At 65.2% G+C, this 21745-nt stretch carries 18 protein-coding genes and 1 pseudogene; 10 read left to right on the forward strand and 9 right to left on the reverse strand.

Annotated features, from left to right (window positions below; all coding sequences use genetic code 11):
• Positions 1-31 precede the first annotated feature (31 nt).
• From WBR68_RS25570 to WBR68_RS25595, 6 genes are all read right to left on the reverse strand, one after another.
• Complete coding sequence (locus tag WBR68_RS25570) at positions 32-790, reverse strand: ABC transporter ATP-binding protein (RefSeq protein WP_230695613.1); 759 nt, start codon at positions 788-790, stop codon at positions 32-34.
• Positions 787-2664: an ABC transporter permease gene (locus WBR68_RS25575; protein WP_230695614.1), complete on the reverse strand. Its 1878-nt coding sequence runs from the start codon at positions 2662-2664 to the stop codon at positions 787-789. Before WBR68_RS25575 ends, WBR68_RS25570 begins: the two co-directional genes overlap by 4 nt.
• The gene (locus tag WBR68_RS25580; protein ID WP_083447420.1) at positions 2664-3893 is read right to left on the reverse strand and encodes an ABC transporter substrate-binding protein; all 1230 of its coding nucleotides are present in this window, start codon (positions 3891-3893) and stop codon (positions 2664-2666) included. The genes WBR68_RS25575 and WBR68_RS25580 overlap by 1 nt, the downstream gene beginning before the upstream one ends.
• Positions 3894-4046: 153 nt before the next feature.
• The gene (rpmG, locus tag WBR68_RS25585; protein ID WP_003810296.1) at positions 4047-4214 is read right to left on the reverse strand and encodes a 50S ribosomal protein L33; all 168 of its coding nucleotides are present in this window, start codon (positions 4212-4214) and stop codon (positions 4047-4049) included.
• Positions 4215-4251: 37 nt separating this feature from the next.
• Positions 4252-4488, reverse strand: a complete 237-nt coding sequence (gene rpmB / locus WBR68_RS25590; RefSeq protein WP_050447723.1) for a 50S ribosomal protein L28 — start codon at positions 4486-4488, stop codon at positions 4252-4254.
• Positions 4489-4836: 348 nt separating this feature from the next.
• Positions 4837-5991, reverse strand: coding sequence for a Bcr/CflA family multidrug efflux MFS transporter (locus WBR68_RS25595; RefSeq protein ID WP_230695652.1), 1155 nt, complete (start codon positions 5989-5991; stop codon positions 4837-4839).
• 207 nt (positions 5992-6198) lie between these two features.
• Here WBR68_RS25595 and WBR68_RS25600 point away from each other — a divergent pair, with 207 nt between their 5' ends.
• From WBR68_RS25600 to WBR68_RS25620, 5 genes and pseudogenes are all read left to right on the forward strand, one after another.
• A complete protein-coding gene (locus tag WBR68_RS25600; RefSeq protein WP_230695615.1) occupies positions 6199-7476 on the forward strand; it encodes a class I SAM-dependent methyltransferase in 1278 nt (425 codons plus the stop codon).
• A gap of 512 nt (positions 7477-7988) precedes the next feature.
• A pseudogene (locus WBR68_RS25605) lies at positions 7989-8990 on the forward strand (ABC transporter substrate-binding protein).
• 356 nt (positions 8991-9346) lie between these two features.
• The gene (locus WBR68_RS25610; protein WP_050447727.1) at positions 9347-10204 is read left to right on the forward strand and encodes an ABC transporter permease; all 858 of its coding nucleotides are present in this window, start codon (positions 9347-9349) and stop codon (positions 10202-10204) included.
• Positions 10201-11454 (forward strand): quaternary amine ABC transporter ATP-binding protein, encoded by a 1254-nt coding sequence (locus WBR68_RS25615; RefSeq protein WP_050447728.1) that lies wholly within the window; start codon positions 10201-10203, stop codon positions 11452-11454. The genes WBR68_RS25610 and WBR68_RS25615 overlap by 4 nt, the downstream gene beginning before the upstream one ends.
• A gap of 158 nt (positions 11455-11612) precedes the next feature.
• Positions 11613-11987 (forward strand): tautomerase family protein, encoded by a 375-nt coding sequence (locus WBR68_RS25620; protein ID WP_100856958.1) that lies wholly within the window; start codon positions 11613-11615, stop codon positions 11985-11987.
• A gap of 55 nt (positions 11988-12042) precedes the next feature.
• Here WBR68_RS25620 and WBR68_RS25625 read toward each other — a convergent pair whose 3' ends face one another.
• Positions 12043-13050, reverse strand: a complete 1008-nt coding sequence (locus WBR68_RS25625) for a tripartite tricarboxylate transporter substrate binding protein (protein WP_127185388.1) — start codon at positions 13048-13050, stop codon at positions 12043-12045.
• Between the two features lie 71 nt (positions 13051-13121).
• On the reverse strand, positions 13122-14291 hold the full coding sequence (locus WBR68_RS25630; protein ID WP_050447732.1) for a CaiB/BaiF CoA transferase family protein: 1170 nt from the start codon (positions 14289-14291) through the stop codon (positions 13122-13124).
• Between the two features lie 192 nt (positions 14292-14483).
• On the opposite strand from WBR68_RS25630, the gene WBR68_RS25635 reads away from it, so the two are divergent.
• From WBR68_RS25635 to WBR68_RS25655, 5 genes are all read left to right on the forward strand, one after another.
• Entirely contained in the window at positions 14484-15542 is a 1059-nt protein-coding gene (locus tag WBR68_RS25635; protein ID WP_230695616.1) for an AraC family transcriptional regulator, read from the forward strand.
• Positions 15543-15668: 126 nt separating this feature from the next.
• On the forward strand, positions 15669-16853 hold the full coding sequence (locus WBR68_RS25640) for a lipid-transfer protein (RefSeq protein WP_050447733.1): 1185 nt from the start codon (positions 15669-15671) through the stop codon (positions 16851-16853).
• Between the two features lie 17 nt (positions 16854-16870).
• Positions 16871-17695 carry an SDR family NAD(P)-dependent oxidoreductase gene (locus WBR68_RS25645; RefSeq protein WP_230695617.1) on the forward strand — a complete coding sequence of 275 codons (825 nt, stop codon included), beginning with the start codon at positions 16871-16873 and terminating at the stop codon, positions 17693-17695.
• 20 nt (positions 17696-17715) lie between these two features.
• Positions 17716-18882: an acyl-CoA dehydrogenase family protein gene (locus tag WBR68_RS25650; protein WP_157055433.1), complete on the forward strand. Its 1167-nt coding sequence runs from the start codon at positions 17716-17718 to the stop codon at positions 18880-18882.
• A 34-nt stretch (positions 18883-18916) separates the two neighbouring features.
• Positions 18917-20602 (forward strand): long-chain-fatty-acid--CoA ligase, encoded by a 1686-nt coding sequence (locus WBR68_RS25655; protein WP_230695618.1) that lies wholly within the window; start codon positions 18917-18919, stop codon positions 20600-20602.
• Positions 20603-20610: 8 nt separating this feature from the next.
• On the opposite strand, the gene WBR68_RS25660 is transcribed toward WBR68_RS25655, so the two are convergent.
• Complete coding sequence (locus WBR68_RS25660; RefSeq protein ID WP_230695619.1) at positions 20611-21522, reverse strand: LysR family transcriptional regulator; 912 nt, start codon at positions 21520-21522, stop codon at positions 20611-20613.
• Between the last annotated feature and the right edge of the window lie 223 nt (positions 21523-21745).

The raw sequence follows: 21745 nt of genomic DNA on the forward strand, positions 1-21745 counted from the left end.
CCGAGTTCAAGCCGGATTGCCGCGCCGGGTTTCAGGGCGCTTCGGTGCCCAGGTAGGCCGCGCGCACTCGTTCGTCCGCCGCGATGACGGCGGGGGCGCCTTCGGCCAGCAGCGCGCCGCGCACCAGTACCGCGATGTGGTCGGCGTGCTTGAACACCACGTCCAGGCTGTGTTCGGTGAACAGCACCGCGATGCGCTGAGTGTCGGCCAGTTGACGCGTCAGCCGCATCAGCGCGTGCCTTTCGTTGGTGGCCATGCCGGCTGTGGGTTCGTCCATCAACAGCAGACGCGGTTGGTGAGCCAGCGCCATGGCAAGCTCAACCCGCTTGACGTCGCCATAGGCCAAGGTGCCGCAGGGCGACTCGGCCTTGTCGGCCATTTGCACTTGCGACAACAAGTCCATGGCTTCGTCGGCCGCGTGTTGGTCCGCGCGGCGCCAGGGGCGAAACAGCAGGCGGTCGCGCGCCAGCAGGGCGGTCTGCACGTTTTCGCGCACTGTCATCGACCGGAACGTGGCGGCGGTCTGAAAAGTGCGGCCCACGCCCAGCCGGCAGATCTTGCCGGCCGACAGGCCCACCAGTTCGCGGCCGTCCAACCTTACGGAGCCAGCGTCCGGCCGTAGCTGGCCGCCCAGCACGTTGAAGCAGGTGGACTTGCCCGCGCCATTCGGGCCAATCAAGGCCAGCATCCGGCCGGCTTCAAGCGTGAAGGACACGCCGGCCAGCGCGTCGATGCCGCCGAAGGATTTGCGCAAGCCTTCCACTTGCAGCAGGGCGCCGGTGGACGTCATGCACGCCTCCCGCGTAGCCGCGCCGCGGCGCCCGCCAAGCCGTCCGGAAAGACCATGACCAGCGCCAGGATGGCCAGGCCCAGCACGGCGTGCCAGTACTCGGTACTGCGCGCGGCGGCGTCTTGCAGCCAGGTGTAGGCGGCCGCGCCCACCAACGGCCCCGCCAGCGTCTGCAAGCCGCCCAGCAAGACCATCACCAGCCCGTCCACCGAGCGGCTCACCGCCATCACGTCGGGGGCGATGCTGCCTTTGGAAAACGCATAGAGCGACCCCGCCATGCCCGCCGCGAAGGACGCCGCGACGAAGCCTGCCCACTGTACGCGCCGGGTCTCCACGCCCAGCGCCTCGGCGCGCAAGGGCGAATCGCGCACGCCGCGCAGCGCATAACCCAGTGGTGAAAAAGCCAGACGGCGCAGCCAGGCGATGCCGGCCGCGCACACGGCCAGCGTCACGTAATAGAACCAGGGGCCTTGCGTCAGCCATGGCGCGGGCCACAGCCCGATCAGGCCATTGCTGCCGCCCGTGACGTCATCCCACTGATAGGCAAGCGCCCACAGTATTTGCGCAACGGCCAGCGTCAGCATGGCCAGGTACACGCCGGACAGGCGCACGCAGAACCAGCCGAACAGCAGCGCGCCGAACGCGGCGGCAAAGGGGCCCAGCAGCAGGGCGGCCTCCATGGGAACGGCCGCCAGCTTGAGCAGCAGCGCGGCGCCATAGGCGCCCAAGCCAAACCACGCGGCGTGGCCAAAAGAGGTCATGCCCGCCAGGCCGGTCAAAAAGTGCAGGCTGGCCGCGAACAGGGCGGCAATGAGGATCTCGGTCATCAAGATGCCCAGGTACGGCCACTGCAAGGTTGCGACGGGCACCAGCGCCAGCAGAAGCAGCAACAGGCCATAGGCAAGCCGCAGCCGACGGCCGGCGGGCGCAATGGGGCGTTCGGGCGCACTGGCGTGGGCGCTGGGGGCAGGCGGCTTGCCCAGCAAGCCCCAAGGGCGCACCACCAGCACTACCGCCATCACGGCAAACTCGGCCAGCAAGGTCAGTTTCGACAGGTTGAACACCCAGGGGCCGATGTGCACCTGCCCCAGGAAAACGAACACGGCTTTGACGCAGCAGATCAGCAGCGCGGCCAGAAAGGCGCCGGGTATCGACCCCAGGCCGCCCACCACCACCACCACGAACGCGCTGGCGATGATCTCCAGGTCCAGCCCCAGGGTGGCGGGGACACGCGGGGCGGCAAGCGCGCCGCCCAGCCCGGCCAGGAAGGCGCCCAAGGTAAAAGCGGAGGTGAACAGCCAGGCCTGGTTCACGCCCAGCGCGGCCAGCATGCTGCGGTTTTCCGCGGCGGCGCGCAGCAAACGGCCCCAGCGCGTACGCATCAAGAGCAGCCACAACAGGCCCAGCACGATGGGGCCGGCGGCGATCAACAGCAGGTCGTACTGCGGAAAGCGGCGGCCCAGGATCTGGACCGCGCCGGACAGGCCGGGGGCGCGCGCGGCGAACAGATCCTCGGGGCCCCAGATGGCCAGCGCCGCATCGCCGATGATGAGCACCAGCGCAAACGTGGCCAGTAACTGGAACAATTCAGGCGCCCGGTACAGGCGCTTGAGCACCAGCCATTCGGCCGCGGCGCCGATCAGGCCGGTCACCAGCGCGGCCAGCAACAGGCCGGCCCAATACGCGGGGCCGTCGCCGAACCAGGTGGTGAATGTCCAGGCCAGGTAGACGCCCAGCATGTAGAACGAGCCGTGGGCGAAGTTCACCACGCGGGTCACGCCGAATATCAGCGACAGGCCCGCGGACACCAGGAACAAGGCGCTGGCGTCCGCCAGGCCGTTAAGCAGCTGCGACAGCAGCCCCGACAGGCTCATCAGTGCGCGGGACGCATCTTGCGCACTTGCTCATCGGGCGGCTGCAGGCGGGCGCCGTCGATATAAGCGAAGTCTTTCATGATGCCCTTGCCGTCTTCCAGGGCCGTCACGCCCACGTAGACGCCCATCGTCGATTGATGGTCGATCTTGCGGTATTGGATCTGGCCGTAGGGCGTGTCCACCTTCAGGCCGGCAAAGGCGTCCACCAGCTTCTCGGTGTCCACTGCGCCGGCGGCCTTCAGGCCTTGGGCGATGGACATCAGCGACGCATAGCCCACCACTGACCCCACTTTAGGCGTTTCGTTGTAGCGCTTCTTGTAGGCCTCGACGAAGGCGGTGTTGGCGGGCGTGTCGATGGCATACCAGGGGTAGCCGGTCACGATCCAGCCCGTGGGGGTGTCGGCGCCCAGCGGTTCCAGGTATTCCGGTTCGCCCGACAGCACGGACACCACGGGCATGTTCTCGAACAGTCCACGGGTGTTGCCTTCGCGCACGAAGCGGGTCAGGTCGGCGGCGAACAGCACGTTGAAGATGGCGTCGGGCTTGGCGTCGGCCAGGGCCTGCACCACCGCGCCGGCATCCACCTTGCCCAGCGGCACCGCTTGTTCCGCCACGAATTCCACGTCGGACTGGAACGACTTCATCATGGCCTTGAAGGTGGCCACGGCGGATTGCCCGTATTCGTAATTGGGGTAGACGATGGCCCAGCGCTTCTTGCGCAAGGCCAGCGCCTTGGGCGCCAGCGCCGCCACGTGCATCCAGGTGGAAGGGCGCAGGCGGTAGGTGTAGCGGTTGCCCTCTTGCCAGGTGATCTTGTCGGTCAGCGGCTCGGCGGCCAGGAAGAACACTTTCTGCTGCTTGGCGAAGTCGGTCAGCGCCAAGCCGGTGTTGGAGAGGAAGCCGCCGAACAGCAGTTCCACTTTTTCGCGGGCAATCAGCTCTTGCGCGGCGCGCACCGAATCGCCCGGGTTGCCGTTGTCATCGCGTGAGATGACTTCCAGCTTCCTGCCCAGCACGCCGCCTTCGGCGTTGACCTGTTCCACCGCCAACTGCCAGCCTTTCTTATACGGCCCCAGAAAGGCGGGTATGGCCTTGTAGCTGTTGATCTCGCCAATGCGTATTGGCGGTTGCTTGTCCTTGGCGACGGCAGCGCCGACGGGCGTCAGCGCCAGGGCCAGGAGTGCGGGCGCAAGTGCGCGGCGCAGCAAGGTAAGGCAGGAGGGGAGCATGGCGGTATCGCAGGCGTAGGGGTTTCAAGCGGGGCCAGGCGCGCGGCGCGCAGCCGGTAGCGGCCAATTGAAACATGCTCTTTTATGATCCTGCAATGAAAAAGGCCCTGCGTTGCGGCAGGGCCTTTTTCGACTCACCGGAAACCGGCTGAATTACTTCAGCTTGGTTTCCTTGTAGTCCACGTGCTTGCGAGCGACCGGATCAAATTTCTTGATCAGCATCTTCTCGGGCATGTTGCGCTTGTTCTTGGTGGTCGTGTAGAAATGACCCGTGCCGGCAGTCGACTCGAGCTTGATCTTTTCGCGGATACCTTTGGCCATGTCGTGCTCCTAGTATGTAGATTGGCGGGGAGGCCGATTAGGCCATTTCGCCGCGGGCACGCATTTCGGCCAGCACGGCTTCGATGCCGTTCTTGTCGATCGTGCGGATGGCCTTAGCCGAAACACGCAGGCGAACCCAGCGGTTTTCGCTTTCAACCCAGAACCGGCGCGATTGCAGGTTCGGCAGGAAGCGACGCTTGGTCTTGTTGTTCGCGTGCGAAACATTGTTGCCCACCATCGGGCCTTTGCCGGTCACTTGGCATACGCGTGCCATGGATGCACCTCTTTATGTCGTTCTTGTCGCGCATCGCTTGGGGGAGGTAGACAGGGTTTTAGCCGCCGGGCTGTGTAGTTCGCATTGGTGCGCGTTGTATTGCGCTGCGTTGCCGGCCACCCAGTCTTAGTGGATGAGGGGCAAGTGAAACCTGCCCCGTGCTTATACCCGCTGCCTGCCATCCGCCGTGTACTGAGGTCTACCAAGGTATGTACCAAGGCATGCACCAAAATACCGAAATGCGCGGTTGGGGTCAGAGTGCTGAACTACAAAGCATAGTAGTCCCGCACGGGAAACTTCATGTGAAGACCGAGATTCTAATACGAAAATTGCTGGCAGATCAAGCGGTCAAGCTTGCGCGGTGTGCGTTTGCGCGACACGCCCAGAAACCCAGGACAGGCAGGCGCAGGCCGCCAGCGTGGTGGTCAGGGGCAAGGCGCTGTCCGTTTGCCAGGCGCTGACTGCGAATCCGGCCAGCGCGCCGCAGGATAGTTGCAGCGTCCCCAATAATGCCGACGCCGCCCCCAGGCGCTTGCCCTGTTCCGACAACGCAAGCGCCGCCGAATTCGGGTTCACAAAGCCCTGGCTGCCCATGTAGCCAATCAAGCACACCATCAAGAGAGGCAGCGTCATCCAGCCGGCCAATGTCAGGGCTACCGCAACCAGGCTGGCCGTGGCCAGCGAGATCAGCGCCTTGTGCTGCAACTGGCGGGGTGTATAGGTGCGCAACAGGCGGGCGCTGATTTGCGAGCAGATGATGAGCGACAGCGCGTTGGTGCCGAACAGCAGGCCGTAATACTGGGGCGGCACGCCATAGAGTTCGATGAACACGCGCGGTGAACCAATGATGTAGGCGAACATGCCGGCCTGGCCAAATCCACCCGCCAGGCTGTGCGCCATGAAGCCGCGATGCGCGAACAGGTCGCGGTAGTTGCGCAGGATGGTGCTCCAGCGCAGCGGCACGACGCGCTCGGGCGCCAGGGATTCCTTCATGATCTTGGCCACCGCGAACATCAGCATCGCGCCGCCAGCCAGCATGATCCAGAACAGGCTGCGCCACGAGGCAATGGCCAGCAATTGCCCGCCCGCCAACGGCGCCAGGATCGGGGCCAGGCCCATGATCAGCATCAGCAGCGACATGGCGCGCGCTGCCTCGTGCGTTTCGTAGTGGTCGCGGATGACTGCGCGTGGGATCACGATGCCCGCCGCCCCACCCATGGCCTGCACCACGCGCCAGCCGGTCAGCGCTTCGACGGAACTGGACAGCGCGCAACCCAGGGACGCCACCATGAAGAGCGCCAGCCCCACCATCAGCGGCGGCTTGCGGCCGAAGCGGTCGGCCATCGGCCCGTAGAACACCTGCGCCAGCGCCAGGCCGATCAGGTAGGCGGCCAGCGTGCGTTCGACATCGCCGCGCGGCACGCCCAGGTTTGCCGCGATGGTCGGGAACGCGGGCAGGTACATGTCGATGGCGAACGGGCCGATCGCGGTCAGCGCGCCCATGAGGATAAGCCAGCCGGGCAGGCCGCTACGGGAAACAGATGATGGGGACATGGTGGTCGCGGTAAAACGCAGGGGACAGGGCGCGCCAACGGTTACCCGCCAGTCGCGCGCCAAGCCAGCGACTTTATCACGGTCCGCCTGACAGCGAAGTGTCGGGAATTATCCGATAAAGTCGCCGACGACCCGGTCATGTTCAGAGGAGAAGCCGTGAATCCTTTGTTGTCTGTCGTGGAACGCAAACTTGAAGGCCTGCCGGTGCCGGTCCAACTGGTTCTGCCTGATGGCGCGGTGCTGGGGCCGCCCGACCCGCGCGTGCGCTTCGTCACGCATGACAAGGGGGCGCTCGCCCATTTGGCCGAAGGCGCCGTGGGCGTGCTGGGGCAGGACTACGTGGAAGGGCGCATCAATATCGAAGGCAATATGCGCGACGTCATGGCGGCGGCATCGGCGCTGTTGCCGGGGTCGCCCGTAGAGGCGGCGCAAGGCGGATGGCTGACCGAACTGGTGCGCCGCGTGATGTCGGTGTGGCGCCATTCCATCGAGCGGGACGCCAAGCAGATCGAATTCCACTACGACCTGTCCGATGATTTCTATGCGCTGTGGCTGGACCCGCGCCGTGTCTATTCCTGCGCGTATTTCCGCACGCCGGACATGACGCTGGCAGAAGCCCAGGAAGCCAAGCTTGACCTCATCTGCCGCAAGCTGCGCCTGCGTGCTGGCGAGCGCTTCCTGGATGTGGGCGCGGGCTGGGGCGGCCTGCTGCTATGGGCCGCCGAGCACTATGGCGTGGACGCCACCGGCATCACGCTGTCGCGCAACCAGCACGCGCATGTGACGAGGTTGATCCAGGAAAAGGGTCTGGCCGGCCGGGTTCGCATGGAACTGCTGGATTACCGCAAGCTGGACGAGTCCATGCCCTACGACAAGATTGCATCGGTGGGCATGTTCGAGCATGTGGGCCGCGCCCAGTTGGAAGGCTACTTCGCCAAGCTGCGCCGCTTGCTCAGGCCGGGCGGGCTGATCATGAACCACGGCATTACCGCTGCCGGCGTCTACAACGGCGAGCTGGGTAATGGCATGGGCGAATTCATCGAAAAATACATCTTCCCCGGCGGTGAATTAACGCATATCAGCGTGGTCATGCAAGCCATGACCAACGGCGGGCTGGAAGAGGTGGACGTTGAAAACCTGCGGCCGCATTACGCGCGCACGCTGTGGGCCTGGAGCGATGCGCTGGAGGCCCGCCTGCCCGAAGCGGCGCAAATACTGAGCGGTGAGCAGGGCGCGCGGTCCTTGCGCGCCTACCGCCTGTACCTGGCGGGCTGCGCCATGGCGTTCGAGCACGGCTGGATTGCCCTGCATCAGGTTCTGGGCCAGACGCCCGCGGTGGGGCGGGGGGACGAACTGGATAATCCGTCCGATCTGTCTTACCCCTGGCGGCGCGATTACATGTATGCGAAGGGCTCGCAAGGCGGGCGCAGTTAAGGCCTTTTCTGAACGAAAGCTGAATAACTTATGAATATAAGCTGAATGAATCGCGGGTAATCTGCCCTGGATTCGACCGCTTGCTGCATTCAGGCCGCTTTGAAACAGCCAGAATGTACAAATACGCTAAAAATGTTTACTAAATGAATCATCTATTTGAAACCAATTCTCCCTAGGGAAAATCGCCCGTTCCATTCAGATATTTCAGGGTAATCCCCAGGGTTTTTCGGACCGAATGTATCGGTTTTATTCAGCCTTGGGCTTGGGTGGCGCAGTAATTTCGTTTAAGATGCTGCCTTCTTCGTTCAGTTTGTTCAATTTCTGTGGGTTTTCAAGAATCACCTTTTTTGAAACTCCTGTCTTGCAAGACACCGCGCCCTTGCGGTTCCTCTTGTCGCTAGTGTCGGTTTGTATTGGCGGTTCTGCCCGTCTTCCGCACAACCCCCTTAGCTCCACGGCACTTCCAGGTCAGCCCTGGCGTGTGTCCTTGAACCTATGGAGGCAAAAAGCCAATGCGTTTTACCCCTGTCAAGACCCTGGCCGCCGCGGCCGTCCTGTTTGCATTTGCCGGAGCGGCCCAAGCCGCCGACGCCCCTGAATGCGAAATCAAGCGCCCGGTCAATTTCGGCGCCATGAACTGGGAATCCAACCTGGTTCTGGTTGATGTCGAACGTTTCATCATGGAAAAGGGCTACGGTTGCAAGACCGAAACCCTGCCGACGGAAACCCTGCCCGCCCTGGCCGCGCTTGAGCGCGGTGACCTGGATATCAATACCGAGATCTGGCTCAACAGCGTGGCCGACCCCTGGGATCGCGCGCAAAAGACCGGCAAGGTCAAGCGCATCGGTGATCTCTACATGGGCGCCGAAGGCTGGTACATCCCGCGCTACACGGCGGAACGCCTGCCCGAGCTGAAGTCGGCAGCCGACCTGCCGAAGTTCAAGGACAAGTTCAAGGACCCCGAAGAACCCAACAAGGGCCGTTTCTATGGCTGCCCGGCGGGCTGGGGTTGCGAAGTCACCAGCAACAACCTGTTCCATGCCTTGAAGCTGGGCGACACCTACACGCTGTATTCGCCTGGCACGGGCGCCGCGCAGAAAGCCGCATTGATGTCGGCCTACAAGCGTTAGCAGGACGTGGTCTTCTACTACTGGTCGCCCACGCCGCTGGTTGGCGCCATGGACCTGGTCAAGCTGGAAATGCCGCCCTATGACGCCGAAAAGCACAAGTGCCTGACGTCGACCAAGTGCGCCAACCCGCAGCCCAGCGCCTACCCCGACAACCCCGTCTTCACCGCCGTGAACACCAAGTTCTCGGAAGAAGCGCCGACGCTGACCGCGTTCCTGTCCAAGGTCTCGGTGCCGCTGCCGGTCATCAATGAAACCCTGGCCCACATGGAAGAGTCTGGCGATGATTCCAGCGCCGTGGCCAAGTGGTTCCTGAAGAACAAGTCCGACGTCTGGACCAAGTGGGTTCCCGCCGACGTCGCCAGCCGCGTTCAAAGCGCGCTGTAACGTCGCAGGAGTTGGCCTCGCGCTGTCATGGCGCGGGCCGGCCCGGTTTGCCACTCGCGTTGGTGAGCCGGGCCCGCTGAAGAGAAAAATCCTTCAGGGAAAGTCCTTCAGGGAAAAAGTCCTTAAGAGAAGAGAAAATGCCCTTAAGGGAAAAAGCCCCATGGCGGACTCAGGCCTAGGGTTTTTTCCCCTGAGATGGCCGCTGGCAGGGCGCTTGCGCCCGGCCGCCAGCAACAGGCGTTGCACCGCATGCAGCCTGCTTTCGTCGAGAAAGCCCGCTGGCCGCATGCCCATCCGGAATCCGGAATGCGTGGTGGCCACTGCCGCCGGAAGCGCCCAAGAATGGAGTCGAAACTATGTTTCCTGAAATTATTCCCGCCCGTCAGGTCAGGGCGGCAATCGACGGCTTCGTCGATCACCTGGTCACCAATTACGCCGACACGCTAGAGACCCTGTCTCAGCCGGTTCTCCACGCCCTGGTGTGGCTGGAGCAATTGCTGCGCAGTTCGCCCTGGTGGGCCGTGGTGGCTGTTACCGTCGCGATCGCCTGGGGCGTCAGCCGCCGCATCGGCCTGAGCCTGGCCATGGGCGCGCTGCTGTGCATGATTGGCGTGCTGGGCCTGTGGGACGCCGGCATGCAGACCCTGGCGCTGATGATCATGGCCGCCGGCCTGTCGGTGATCATCGGCATTCCGCTGGGCGTGCTGATGGCCCGCGTGAACTGGCTGCGTTCCATCATGCTGCCGGTGCTGGACGTGATGCAGACCATGCCTAGCTTCGTGTACCTGATTCCGGTCGTGATGCTGTTTGGCCTGGGCAAGATTCCCGCCATCATCGCCACCGTGATCTACGCCGTGCCGCCGCTGATCCGCCTGACCGACCTGGGCATCCGCCTGGTTGACCGCGAAGTGCTGGAAGCGTCGCGCGCCTTTGGCGCCAACCCGCGCCAGCAGCTCTTTGGCGTGCAGTTGCCGCTGGCGCTGCCCAACATCATGGCGGGCATCAACCAGACCACGATGATGGCGCTGTCCATGGTGGTGATCGCGTCGATGATCGGCGCGCGCGGCCTGGGCTATGAAGTGTTGCTGGGCATCAACCGCCTGGAAGTGGGGCGTGGCCTGTTGGCGGGCCTGGGTATCGTGGTGCTGGCCGTGCTGTTCGACCGGATCACGCAATCGTATGGACAGCGCATGCGCATGGGAGGCCAGCGATGAGCAAGATCGAAGTCAAGAACATCTACAAGGTCTTTGGATCGCACCCGAAGAAGTGGCTGGAAGCCGCCCAGGGCGGCATGAGCAAGGAACAGCTGCTGGCTGAAAGTGGCCACACGCTGGGCCTGCGCGACATCAGCCTGTCGATTGAAGAAGGCAGCATCTACGTCATCATGGGTTTGTCGGGCTCGGGCAAGTCGACCTTGATCCGCCATTTCAACCGCCTGATCGAACCCAGCGCCGGCCACATTCTGGTCGATGGCGTGGATGTCGTCAGCCTGAACAAGCGCGACCTTGAAGTCTTCCGTCAAAAGAAGATGAGCATGGTGTTCCAGCGCTTTGGCCTGTTTCCGCACCGCACCGTGCTGGACAACGCCGCCTACGGCCTGACCGTGCAGGGCGTGGGCCGCGCCGAACGCGAAAAGCGGGCGCAGGACTGGCTGGAACAAGTGGGCCTGGCTGGTTTCGAAAACCAGTATCCGCATCAACTGTCTGGCGGCATGCAGCAGCGCGTGGGCTTGGCGCGCGCGCTGGCCACCGATGCCGAAATCCTGCTGATGGATGAAGCGTTCTCGGCGCTGGACCCGCTTATCCGCCGCGAAATGCAAGACCAGTTGCTGCAATTGCAGGCCAAGCTGAACAAGACCATCGTGTTCATCACGCATGATCTGGACGAAGCGCTGCGCCTGGGCAACCGCATCGCCATCCTGAAGGACGGCGAACTGGTGCAGGAAGGCACGCCGGAAGACATTCTGCTGAACCCGGCCAACGACTACGTGCAGTCGTTCCTGCAAGACGTGAACCGCACCAAGGTCCTGAATGCCACGCACGCCGTCAACCCGGCGCGCCTGACCCTGACGATGCGTTCGCGTCCGGCGCACGCGCTGGACCGCATGCGCGCCATGGACTACGAATACGCGCCGGTGCTGGACGGCAAACGCCTGGCCGGCGTGTTGACCGCGAAGGCGGCTGAGCAGGCCATCCAGGAAGGTGTGCGCGACGTGTCGCGCTTCGTCGAAGACCTGGCATCGGTGCCCGCCACGGCAGGCCTGGGCGAAGTGCTGGCGCAGTTGGTGCATAGCGACCAGCCGGTGGCCGTCACGGGCGAGGACGACGAGTTCCTGGGCATGCTGTCGCGCAAGAAGGTCGTGGAACTGGTGACCCCAGCCTTGACGGAAACCGCGCAGGCGGAACCGGCCACCGCCGAACTTGAAGGCCAGCCCGCCCCCGAGCATCGGGGCGAAGCGGCCTGATCGCGGCGGCGCGCCACGCATGGCGCGCCCGGTTTTTCACCGCGTCCGGCATTTGAACTTTGCCCGCGTGCAATCGCTTGCACGCGGGCAAAGTCGTTTTATGATGGCTGGCCGGTCAGTTGGCCCGGCGTTCCCCATTCGAATCATCGGAAAGCCCCATGCCCATTTTGAACGTCCAGATCCTGCAAGGCCACTCGGCCGCCCAGAAGGCCGCCTTGCTTACGGCCGCGTCCAACGCGGTGGTCGAGAGCATTGCCGCGCCGCTGCCCAGCGTGCGCATCGTCTTGCAGGAGGTGCCCGCCGAAAACGTGATCGTGGCGGGCGAGATCGGCAAGCGCATGGTGCGCGTGGACGTCGCGCTGATCGAAGGGCGCGACGAAGCCAAGAAGGCCGCGCTCATCGCCGCCCTGAACCAGGCCGTCTGCACCAGTATCGACATCTCGGGCGACGACGTGCGGGTGCTGATCCGCGACGTGCCCAAGGTGGACATGGGCGTGGCCAACGGCATCAGCGCCAAGGCCGCGGGCCGCTAAGGCAGGCACGCGGCAGCGCAGGGTGCGGCGTGCAGCCGCACCGCAACGCCGCGCGCTATTGCGTTTTCAGGCCTAGCTCGGCCACAAAGCGCTTTTCCTCCGCCACCTGCTTGACGGCGAATTCCGTATACGCGGCGCTGTCCATCAGCATGTGCGGCTGGTCCGCCGTTTCCAGGGCACGGTTGTACTCGGGGTCGCGCGAGGCGCGATGAAAAGCCCTTTGCAACACGGCCACCGTCTTCGGGTCCATGCCCTTGGGGCCGGCAATGCCCACGGGGTTGGTCGCCACGATGGGGTAACCCAGTTCGGTCATGGTGGGCACCTCGGGCACGCGCTTGGCGCGCGCATCGCCGATGATGGCCAACAGGCGCGCCCGCCCGGTGTCGATCATCGGGCCCCAGCCCGCGTCCGCCACCATCTGGATGTGGCCGCCCAACAGCGCCGTGGTTTCTTCCGCCGCGCCCTTGTACGGAATGAAATTGAATGTCGTGCCGGTCAGCCTGGACAGGCGTTCGATGGCGATGCGGCCCGACCCGCCCGCGCCCGTGGCGCCGTAGCTGATTTTCTGGGGATGAGCGCGCGCATCGGCGATCAGTTCGTCCAGCGTTTTCCAGGGCGCGTCCTGGCGCACCACAATGCCGTAGGAATACGCCGTCATGCAGGCGATGTAAGTGAAGTCCTGGACGGGGTCGTAATTTACCTGCTGCAGGAACGGGTAACGAAACAGCGTGCCCACCACCACCGATACCGTGTAGCCATCCGGCGCGGCGCTGTGCGCCATGGCGGCTGGCCCCAGCGTGCCGCCCGCGCCCGGTCGGTTGGCGATGACGACACTTTGGCCCAACTCGCGCGAGGCCGCCACGGCCAGCGCGCGCATTTGTGTATCGGTCGCGCCGCCAGCGGGAAAGGGCACGATCAAAGTGATGGGCCGCGCGGGAAACGTGGCGGCGCGCGCGGCGGGGCTGAGCGCCAGCGCGGCCGGCAGGGTGAGGCCCAACCCAAGCCCCAACTTGAGCAGGCTGCGGCGTCGGGGCAAGGCAATGCTGCAAGGGTGATCCGTCATGGTTGTCTCCGTCCTGATTGTGATGGGCACAGGCTTGTTATGGGTACGGCAAGAGGGGGCGGGCCAAGGCCTTACAGCGCGATGCCACGCTGCGCCAGGCTGGCGATGGCGGCGTCGTCATAGCCGGCTTCGCGCAGGACCTGGGCGGTGTGTTCGCCCGGCAACGGCGCCTGGCGGTGGATGGCGAACTGAAAGCCGGACATCTTCACCGGGCTGGCGACGTGCGCGGCTGGCCAGCAGGCCGGGTGCCGCGACGCATGCACCATGCCGCGCGCGGTGAACTGCGGATGCGCCAGGCTTTCAGACAGCTTCAGCACGGGCGACACGCAGCAGTCCGCGCCATCCAGCAAGTCCAGCCAATGCGCCAGCGGCCGCGCGGCGAACAGCGCTTGCAGTTCTGAGCGCAGCCAGGCTTGTCGTTCGGTGTTGCCATCGCGGTGCAGCGGCAGCAGGTCTGGCCGTTCGATTCGCCGGCACAGCGTGTCCCAGAATTTTGGTTCCAGCGCCGCCACCGCCAGGTAGCGTCCGTCTTGCGCGCGGTACTGGCCGTAGCAGGCCAGCGCGCCCGAGAGCGTATCGGCGCCTGCCGGGCAGGTGTCGCCTTGCGCATTCAGCGTGGCCAGCGGCACGACCGCGGCGGCCAGCAGGCCGTCGGTGATGGCGATGTCCACATAGCGTCCCTGGCCCGTGCGTTGTGCGTCCACCAGCGCCGCCAGTATGCCCATTACCGCCGTCAGCGAGCCGCCCAGAATGTCCGCCACCGGCAGGTTGGACAGCGCCGGCTGATCCGGTCCGCATCCCATCTGGTCGGCCACGCCCGCGTAGGCCGAATAATTCAGGTCGTGGCCCGCGGCATCGCGCAGCGGGCCGTCCTGCCCATAGCCGGTGATGCTGCAATACACCAGGCGTGGGTTGTGTTGCGACAGGGTGGGGTAGTCCGCCTTGAGGCGCGCGGCCACGCCGGGGCGAAAGCTCTCGATCACCACGTCGGCCTGCCGCGCCAGCGCCGCCAGCGCGGCCTGGCCATCGGGGTCTTTCAGGTTCAGCCGCAGGCCGCGCTTGTTGCGGTTGCACACGGCGCGCAGTGCGGGGGGCGCGTAATCGCCCGCCTGCGTGTCTTCGATCTTGATCACGTCCGCGCCCAGGTCGGCCAGGTACTGCGCGCCCAGCGGGCCGGGCAGCAAGCGCGACAGGTCCAGGACTCTGATGCCCGCAAGCGGAGCGGTGTTCGGCGTATCCAAAGAGGGACTCCGGTAAATACGAAGAGGCGGCTGGCCAAAGGCAAAAGCCAGTCTAGGCGGGGCTTTGCAGCGAACCAATGGCGAAATCGCTGATTCCGCTTGGCGGGAATGCTCACGCCGGGCGTTCCTTGCCCGCATGCCTTTCGCTACCATCGACGCAGTCGGTTCACGCCCCAGCTGTAGGAATCCGCCATGACGCATCACACCATTGCCGTGGGGCACATCGCCCAGATCCTGCAAGGCGCCCGCACGCGCGGCGTGGACGTTGACCGCGTGTTGCGGCGCGCGGATGTGCCGCCCACCTTGTTGCAGGCGCCGATGGCGCGCGTGTCGCAGGCGCAGTTCGCGCAGATTCTGCGGATGTTGCGGCGCGCCACGCGCGACGATTTCCTGGGCCTGGGACAGCGCCCCGTGCCGCTGGGCGCCTTCGCTCAGGCCTGCCGCCTGGCCGTGCAGGAAAGCACGGTGGGCCAGGCGTTGCGCGTGGCGTTTCGCTATTACCACGGCGTGCTGCGCGACTTCACTGCGCGGCTTTGCGTCAGCGGCGGCACGGCGCGCATCGTGCTGGACGCGCGGGGCGAACCCGGCTGCACGCCGTGGTATGGCGAACGCACTTTCCTGTTCTTCACCCTGGGCGTGGCCAATTGGCTGGCGGGCCGCCGCATCCCCATCCTGGGCGTGGACTACAACGCGGGCACGCGCAGCGCCGACGCGCAACGGGTCTTTCACGCGCCGGTGCGCTATGGGCAAGCCGTTACGGGCCTGTGGCTGGAATCGCGCTGGCTGGCCTTGCCCGTGGTGCAGGACGCCCAGGCGCTGCATGCCTTTTTGGCCAATGCCCCGTTTGACCTGCTGGTGAAGTACCAAGACCGCGCCACCTTGACCGACCGCATCCGCCGCCTGCTGCGCCATGACTTGTCCGCCGAACTGCCGTCCCTGGCGCAGGTCAGCGCACAGTTGTCGATGACGCCGCAAACGCTCAGGCGGCATCTGCGCGACGAAGGCCAGGGCTTCCAGGTGCTGAAGGATGACTTGCGGCGCGACGCCGCCATTGAATACCTGGGGCGGCACGACGTGTCCTTGATGGAAATCGCTGAGCGCCTGGGCTTTTCGGAACCCAGCACATTTCATCGCGCATTCAAGAAATGGACCGGCGTGTCGCCGGGCGAGTATCGCCGCAACCAACTGACGCGTGGCCCCGGCCCCAGCCGCGCGACACCTGAGGCTGACACTTTCCGCCAATCCATTTGATGCCTGCGGCCATTGCCGCGTGACGTGCCCGGCGGGAAGCTATGGGCTAGGCAATGGGGGTGCGCAAGCGCTTGCAGGGCGGGGTGCCCGCAAGCGTGTGCGCGCCGCGCTCCAGGAGAAACAGGCATGAACAGAAAAGTGTGGGTGGCCGGCGTCGGCATGATCCCCTTCAGCAAACCCGGCGCAAGCGAGCCGTATTCCGTGATGGGCATGCGCGCCGCGCGGGCAGCCCTGCAAGACGCGGGCGTGCCGTATGACGCCGTGCAGCAGGCCTACGCGGGCTACGTCTATGGCGACTCCACGGCGGGCCAGGCGGTGGTGTATGGCGTGGGCTTGACCGGCATTCCCGTCTTCAACGTCAACAACAACTGCGCCAGCGGCTCGTCGGCGCTGTTCCTGGCGCGCCAGGCGGTGGAAAGCGGCGCGGTCGAATGCGCGCTGGCCGTGGGCTTTGAACAGATGGTGCCCGGAGCGTTGAAAAGCGTGTACGAAGACCGCCCGTCGCCGCTGGCCGAGTTCATCGCCGCGATGGCCGATACGCAAGGCTATGACACCAGCAAGCCGCGCGCCGCGCAGTTCTTTGGCGGCGCCGCGCGCCACTACATGAAACAGCACGACATGCGCGCCGACACCTTCGCGCGCATCTCGGTCAAGGCGCGCCAGCACGCGGCCCGCAACCCGTACGCCGTCTTTCGCCAGACCGTCACGCTGGCCGACGTGATGGACGCACCCATGATCTTCGAACCCCTGACGCGCTTGCAGTGCTGCCCGCCCACCTGCGGCGCGGCCGCCGCCATCCTGTGTTCGGACGCCTTTGCGCGCCGGCATGGCTTGAACCCCGGCGTCAGCATCGCGGCGCAGGCCATGACCACCGATACGTCGTCCACCTTCAACTCGGGCGACATGCGCCGCCTGGTCGGCTATGACATGACGCGCGCCGCCGCCGACCAGGTTTACGAGGCCGCGGGCGTGGACCCCGTCGACCTCGACGTGGTGGAACTGCACGACTGCTTCACGGCCAACGAGCTGATCAGCTACGAAGGGCTGCGCCTGACGCCCGAAGGCAGCGCCGAACAATTCATTCTGGATGGCGACAACACCTATGGTGGGCGCGTGGTGACGAATCCGTCGGGCGGGCTGCTGTCCAAAGGGCATCCGCTGGGCGCCACGGGTCTGGCGCAATGCGCCGAGCTGGTCTGGCAATTGCGCGGCCAGGCCGACTTGCGGCAGGTGGAAGGCGCGCGGCTGGCCTTGCAGCACAACCTGGGGCTGGGCGGCGCTTGCGTCGTCACGCTCTACCAGGCCGCATGAAACAGGAGACAAAAACGATGGGTACGTTAAATGGCAAGGTCGCGCTGGTGTCTGGGTCCGGGCGCGGTATTGGGCAGGAAATCGCGTTGAAGCTGGCGCGCGAAGGCGCAAAAGTCGTGGTCAATGACCTGGATCCTGAACCCGCCAACGAGACGGTCAACCTGATCCGTCAGGCGGGCGGGCTGGCGCAGGCGTGCGTAGGCAGCGTCACCGCCTCCGGTTTTGCCGAGCGCTTCGTGGGCACGGCCATCGACACCTATGGTGGGCTGGACATCATTGTGAACAACGCCGGCTACACCTGGGACAACGTCATCCAGAAAATGACCGACGAGCAATGGGACGAGATCCTGGCCGTGCATCTGTCGGCCCCATTCCGCATTTTGCGCGCCGCGTCTGGTTTCATCCGCGAAGCGGCCAAGGCCGAAGCCGCCGCAGGGCGCGAAGTATTCCGCAAGGTAGTGAACATATCGTCCACCTCCGGCGTGGTGGGCAACGCGGGGCAGGCCAACTACGCGGCTGCCAAGGCCGGCATCAATGGCTTGACGCGCGCCATGGCCAAGGAATGGGGGCGCTACAAAGTCAACGTGAACAGCGTCGCGTTCGGCCTGATCAAGACGCGCCTGACCGAAGCGGCCGCCGATGGCGACGCCATGCTGGACATCGAAGGGCGGCAGATCAAGGTGGGCGTGAACCCGCAGGTGCTGAAGAACGCGGAAAGCCTGATTCCGCTTGGCCGCGCGGGCACGCCCGCCGAAGCGGCGGGCGCCGTGTACCTGTTCTGCCTGCCCGAATCCAACTACGTCAGCGGACAGGTGCTGGTCGTGGGCGGCGGCCGTCCTTGACCCCGAAGATGAAAGCCCCGATGGATACCCCGATCAACACGCCCAGCCCGGGTTGGATGGATGCCGACCTGACGCTGTTCCAGGACTCCACCCGCCGCCTGTTCGAAAACGAATTCGCGCCCGACGAGGAAAAGTGGCGCAAGCAGCAACACGCTGATCGCGAGGTCTGGCACAAGGCGGGCCGCCTGGGGCTGCTATGCGTCAGCATGCCCGAGGCCTATGGCGGCGCGGGCGGCAGCTTCGCGCACGAGGCCATCGTGGCCGCCGAGCAGGCGCGCGCCATGGTCTACGGCTTCAGCAACAACGTGCATAGCGCCATCCTGGCGCACTACATCCTTAACTACGGCACCGAGCGGCAAAAGCAGCGTTGGCTGCCCAAGATGGCCACGGGCGAACGGGTCGGCGCCATCGCCATGAGCGAGCCTGGCGCGGGGTCCGACCTGAAAAGCGTGCGCACCACGGCCGTGCGCGACGGCGACGCCTACGTCATCAACGGATCCAAGACCTTCATCACGAACGGCTTGCATGCCGACCTGATCTGCGTGGTGGCCAAGACGGACCCCGCGGCCGGGTCGCGCGGGGTCTCGCTGATCATGGTGGAAACGCAGGACCTGCCGGGCTTTCGGCGCGGCAAGCTGCTTGAAAAGCTGGGCCAGAAAAGCCTGGACACCACCGAACTGTTTTTCGACGACGTGCGCGTGCCTGTCGGCAACCTGCTGGGCGAAGAGCCAGGGCGCGGCTTTGCGCAACTGATGCAGCAACTGCCGCGTGAACGCTTGCTGATCGCGGTGGGCGCGGTGGCCACGATGCGCCGCGCCATCGACGACACGCTGGCCTACACGACCACGCGCCAGGTCTTCGGCCAGCCGTTGATCCAGCTGCAGAACACGCGCTTCAAGCTGGCCGAATGCGAAACGGTGGCCACCATCGCGGCGCGCTTTGTCGACGACTGCATTGCGCGGCAGTTGCAGGGCACGCTGGACCTCTCCACCGCCGCCATGGCCAAGTGGTGGACCACGCAGATGAATTGCCAGGTCATCGATGAATGCCTGCAATTGCACGGCGGCTACGGCTACATGCTGGAAACGCCCATCGCGCGCATGTATGCGGATGCGCGCGTGGGAAAGATCTATGGCGGGTCAAACGAAATCATGAAAGAAATCATCGCGCGGGGCATGACCGCCTAGGGCGGGCGGCACCCGGCGGGAACCGGAGACAGGGATGCAGCAAGCGCATTTGCAGTTTTGGCCGAAGGGGCTGCCCACGCATATCAGCCAGCCTCGGTCCAGCCTGTATTTCAACCTGGAGGCCGCGGCCACGCGCTATCCCGACAAGCCCGCCATCGTGTTCTACGACATGGTGCTGGACTACGCGCGCCTGAAGCGCGAGGTCGACGCCATGGCCGGCTACTTGCAGCATGGCGCGGGCGTCAAGGCAGGCGACCGCGTGCTGCTGCTGAGCCAGAACTGTCCGCAATTCATCATTGCCTACTACGCGGTGCTGCGCGCCGACGCGGTGGTGGTGCCGGTGAACGCGATGAGCACGGAAGACGAGCTGGCGCATTACCTGCAAGACAGCGGCGCGCGACTGGCCTTTGCCGCCCAGGAGCTGGCGCCACGGCTGGCGGGCTTTGCCGAGGACGGGCGCCTGGACCGCATCATCGTCCACACCTATTCCGACTATCTGGGCGCGGGGGATGGAAATTGCCGCGTGACGCCGCCAGATTGGGTCGCCGCGCCGCGCCACAACGCCGCTGCGTCGGGCGCTGTGGCCGGTTCGGTACCGTGGTACGGCGCGCTGGCCGTCAATGCCACGCCCGCGCCGCACCAAAGCCGCGCCCAGGACCTGTGCCTGTTGCCCTACACGTCAGGCACCACGGGCCGCCCCAAGGGGTGCCGCCATACGCACGGCACGCTGGGCGCGGCGGTGACGGGGTCGCAACTATGGCGCGGCCTGACCTCTGAGGCGGTCATCATGGGCGTGGCGCCGCTGTTCCATTTGCTGGGCATGCAGAACTGCATGAACCTGCCCATACTGCTGGGCGCCACGGTCGTGCTGCTGCCGCGCTGGGACCGCCAGGTGGCCGCGCAGTTGATGGCGCGGCATCACGTCAGCGTCTGGGCCGCGCCGCCCGCGATGGTGGTCGACTTTTTCGCGCAAGCGGAGCTTGAAGCGTTCGACCTGTCGCGCCTGGCCTTGTTGTGCGGGGGCGGCGCGCCCATGCCCGAGGCGGTGGCGGCAATGCTGGCCGAGCGCTACGGCATCATCTTCAACGAGGCCTACGGCCTGACCGAAACCGCCTCGTTCCTGCACTGCAACCCCATGCACCGCAACAAGCGCCAGTGCATCGGCGTGCCGACTTTCGGTGTCGACACCCGAGTGGTGGACCCGGCCACCTTGCAGGCGCTGCCGCCCGGTGAAGTGGGCGAACTGGCAACCCGCGGGGCCCAGCTCATGCTGGGCTATTGGAACAACCCGGCCGCCGACGAGGACGCGTTCTTCATGCTGGACGGCGAACGCTACTTTCGTACCGGCGACCTGGGGCGGATGGACGAAGACGGCTATTTCTTCATCACGGATCGGCTCAAGCGCATGATCAATGCGTCGGGCTACAAGGTCTGGCCAGCGGAAGTGGAAAACGCCCTGTATGAACATCCCGCCGTGCACGAGGCATGCGTGGTGGGAGTGCCGGACGCCTGCCGTGGCGAAACGGTGAAGGCGTTGCTGGTGCTGCGGCCCGAGGCGCGCGACCGCACCCGCGAAGACGAGGTGATCCAGTGGGCGCGTGCGCGCATGGCGGCCTACAAGGCGCCGCGCATCGTGGAGTTCGTGGATGCGCTGCCCAAGTCCAGCACGGGAAAGATCCTGTGGCGCCAGTTGCAGGAGGCGCAGCGCGCGGCAGCCTAGGGGGCCATTCACTGGGATCGGTGGGTGGCCAGGCGGCGCAGTTCGTTCAGCAACTTGGCGGCCGGCAGCGGCAGCAAGCCGTGGCTGCGCCGAAACGCCGTCAGCATGCGTGTGTCGCACGCGCCCGGAATGGGCAAGCGGTCAAGCAGGCCTGCGCGCTGCTCGGCGTAGTACATGGGTTCGGGCATCCAACCCAGAAAATCCGAATGCGCGATCAGGTTCTTCAGCACCGTGATGGACCGCGTTTCCACCGTGACTTCGGGCGCGGGCAGCCGATGCCGCGTGAACAGCGCCTTCATGTGTTCGAACGGCCCGGTGCCGCGCGGCATCATGGCCCACTTGTGCGCCAAGGTATCGGCCAGCTTGAGCGCTTGGCGCGCGCGCAGCGGATGGCCGGTGGCCGCCACCACGTAGCTGGTGTCTTCCCAACAGCAATCCGGCACCGAGATGATTTCGTCGCTGTCGTCGGTGTGGGCGCCCAGCGCCAGATCGATCTCGCGCGACAGCAAGGCGCTGGCCAGCCGGTCCCATACCCCTTCCACCACTTCCACCTGCAGCATCGGCCAGCGCCGGCAGGTCTGGGTCAGCGCGGTGGGCAGGATCTGGCAGGCGATGCTGCCCACCGCGCCTACGCGGATCGTGCCCTTGGCCAGGCCCAGCAGTGCGCGGATTTCTTCTTTGGCGCCTTCGGCGTCGCGCAGCAGCGCGGTGGCGTGCGGCAACAGCGCCAGACCGATGTCGGTCAGTTGCATGCCTTTGGAATGCCGTTCGAACAAGGGCGCGCCAACGTGGATTTCAAGCCGGCGGACGATGCGGCTTAGCGCGGACTGCGTGACGTGCATGGTGTCGGCGGCACGGCCAAGACTGCCGGCCGCAACGACTGCGTTGAATGCCGCCAATTGGTGAAGATCGAATGGCATGCCAAAGCGTAATGACTTTGTCTCGATATTTCAATTCTCAAGTCTGCCAGGGGGGGCGACACTCTGCCGTCCTCTTTGTCCGCGGCGCGGCAACTACTTATCGAATAAATAGCAACTACACAGCAACTACATAGCACCTACATCGCAAACCCGTCGCAACTCCCTCGCAACCCCATTCCAAGCACATCGCAACGACACGGCGGCTCCCCTGCCGATTCACCGC

Origin of the sequence: Achromobacter sp. JD-1 (assembly GCF_038594925.1) — a bacterium.
GTDB lineage: Bacteria > Pseudomonadota > Gammaproteobacteria > Burkholderiales > Burkholderiaceae_B > Achromobacter > Achromobacter spanius_C.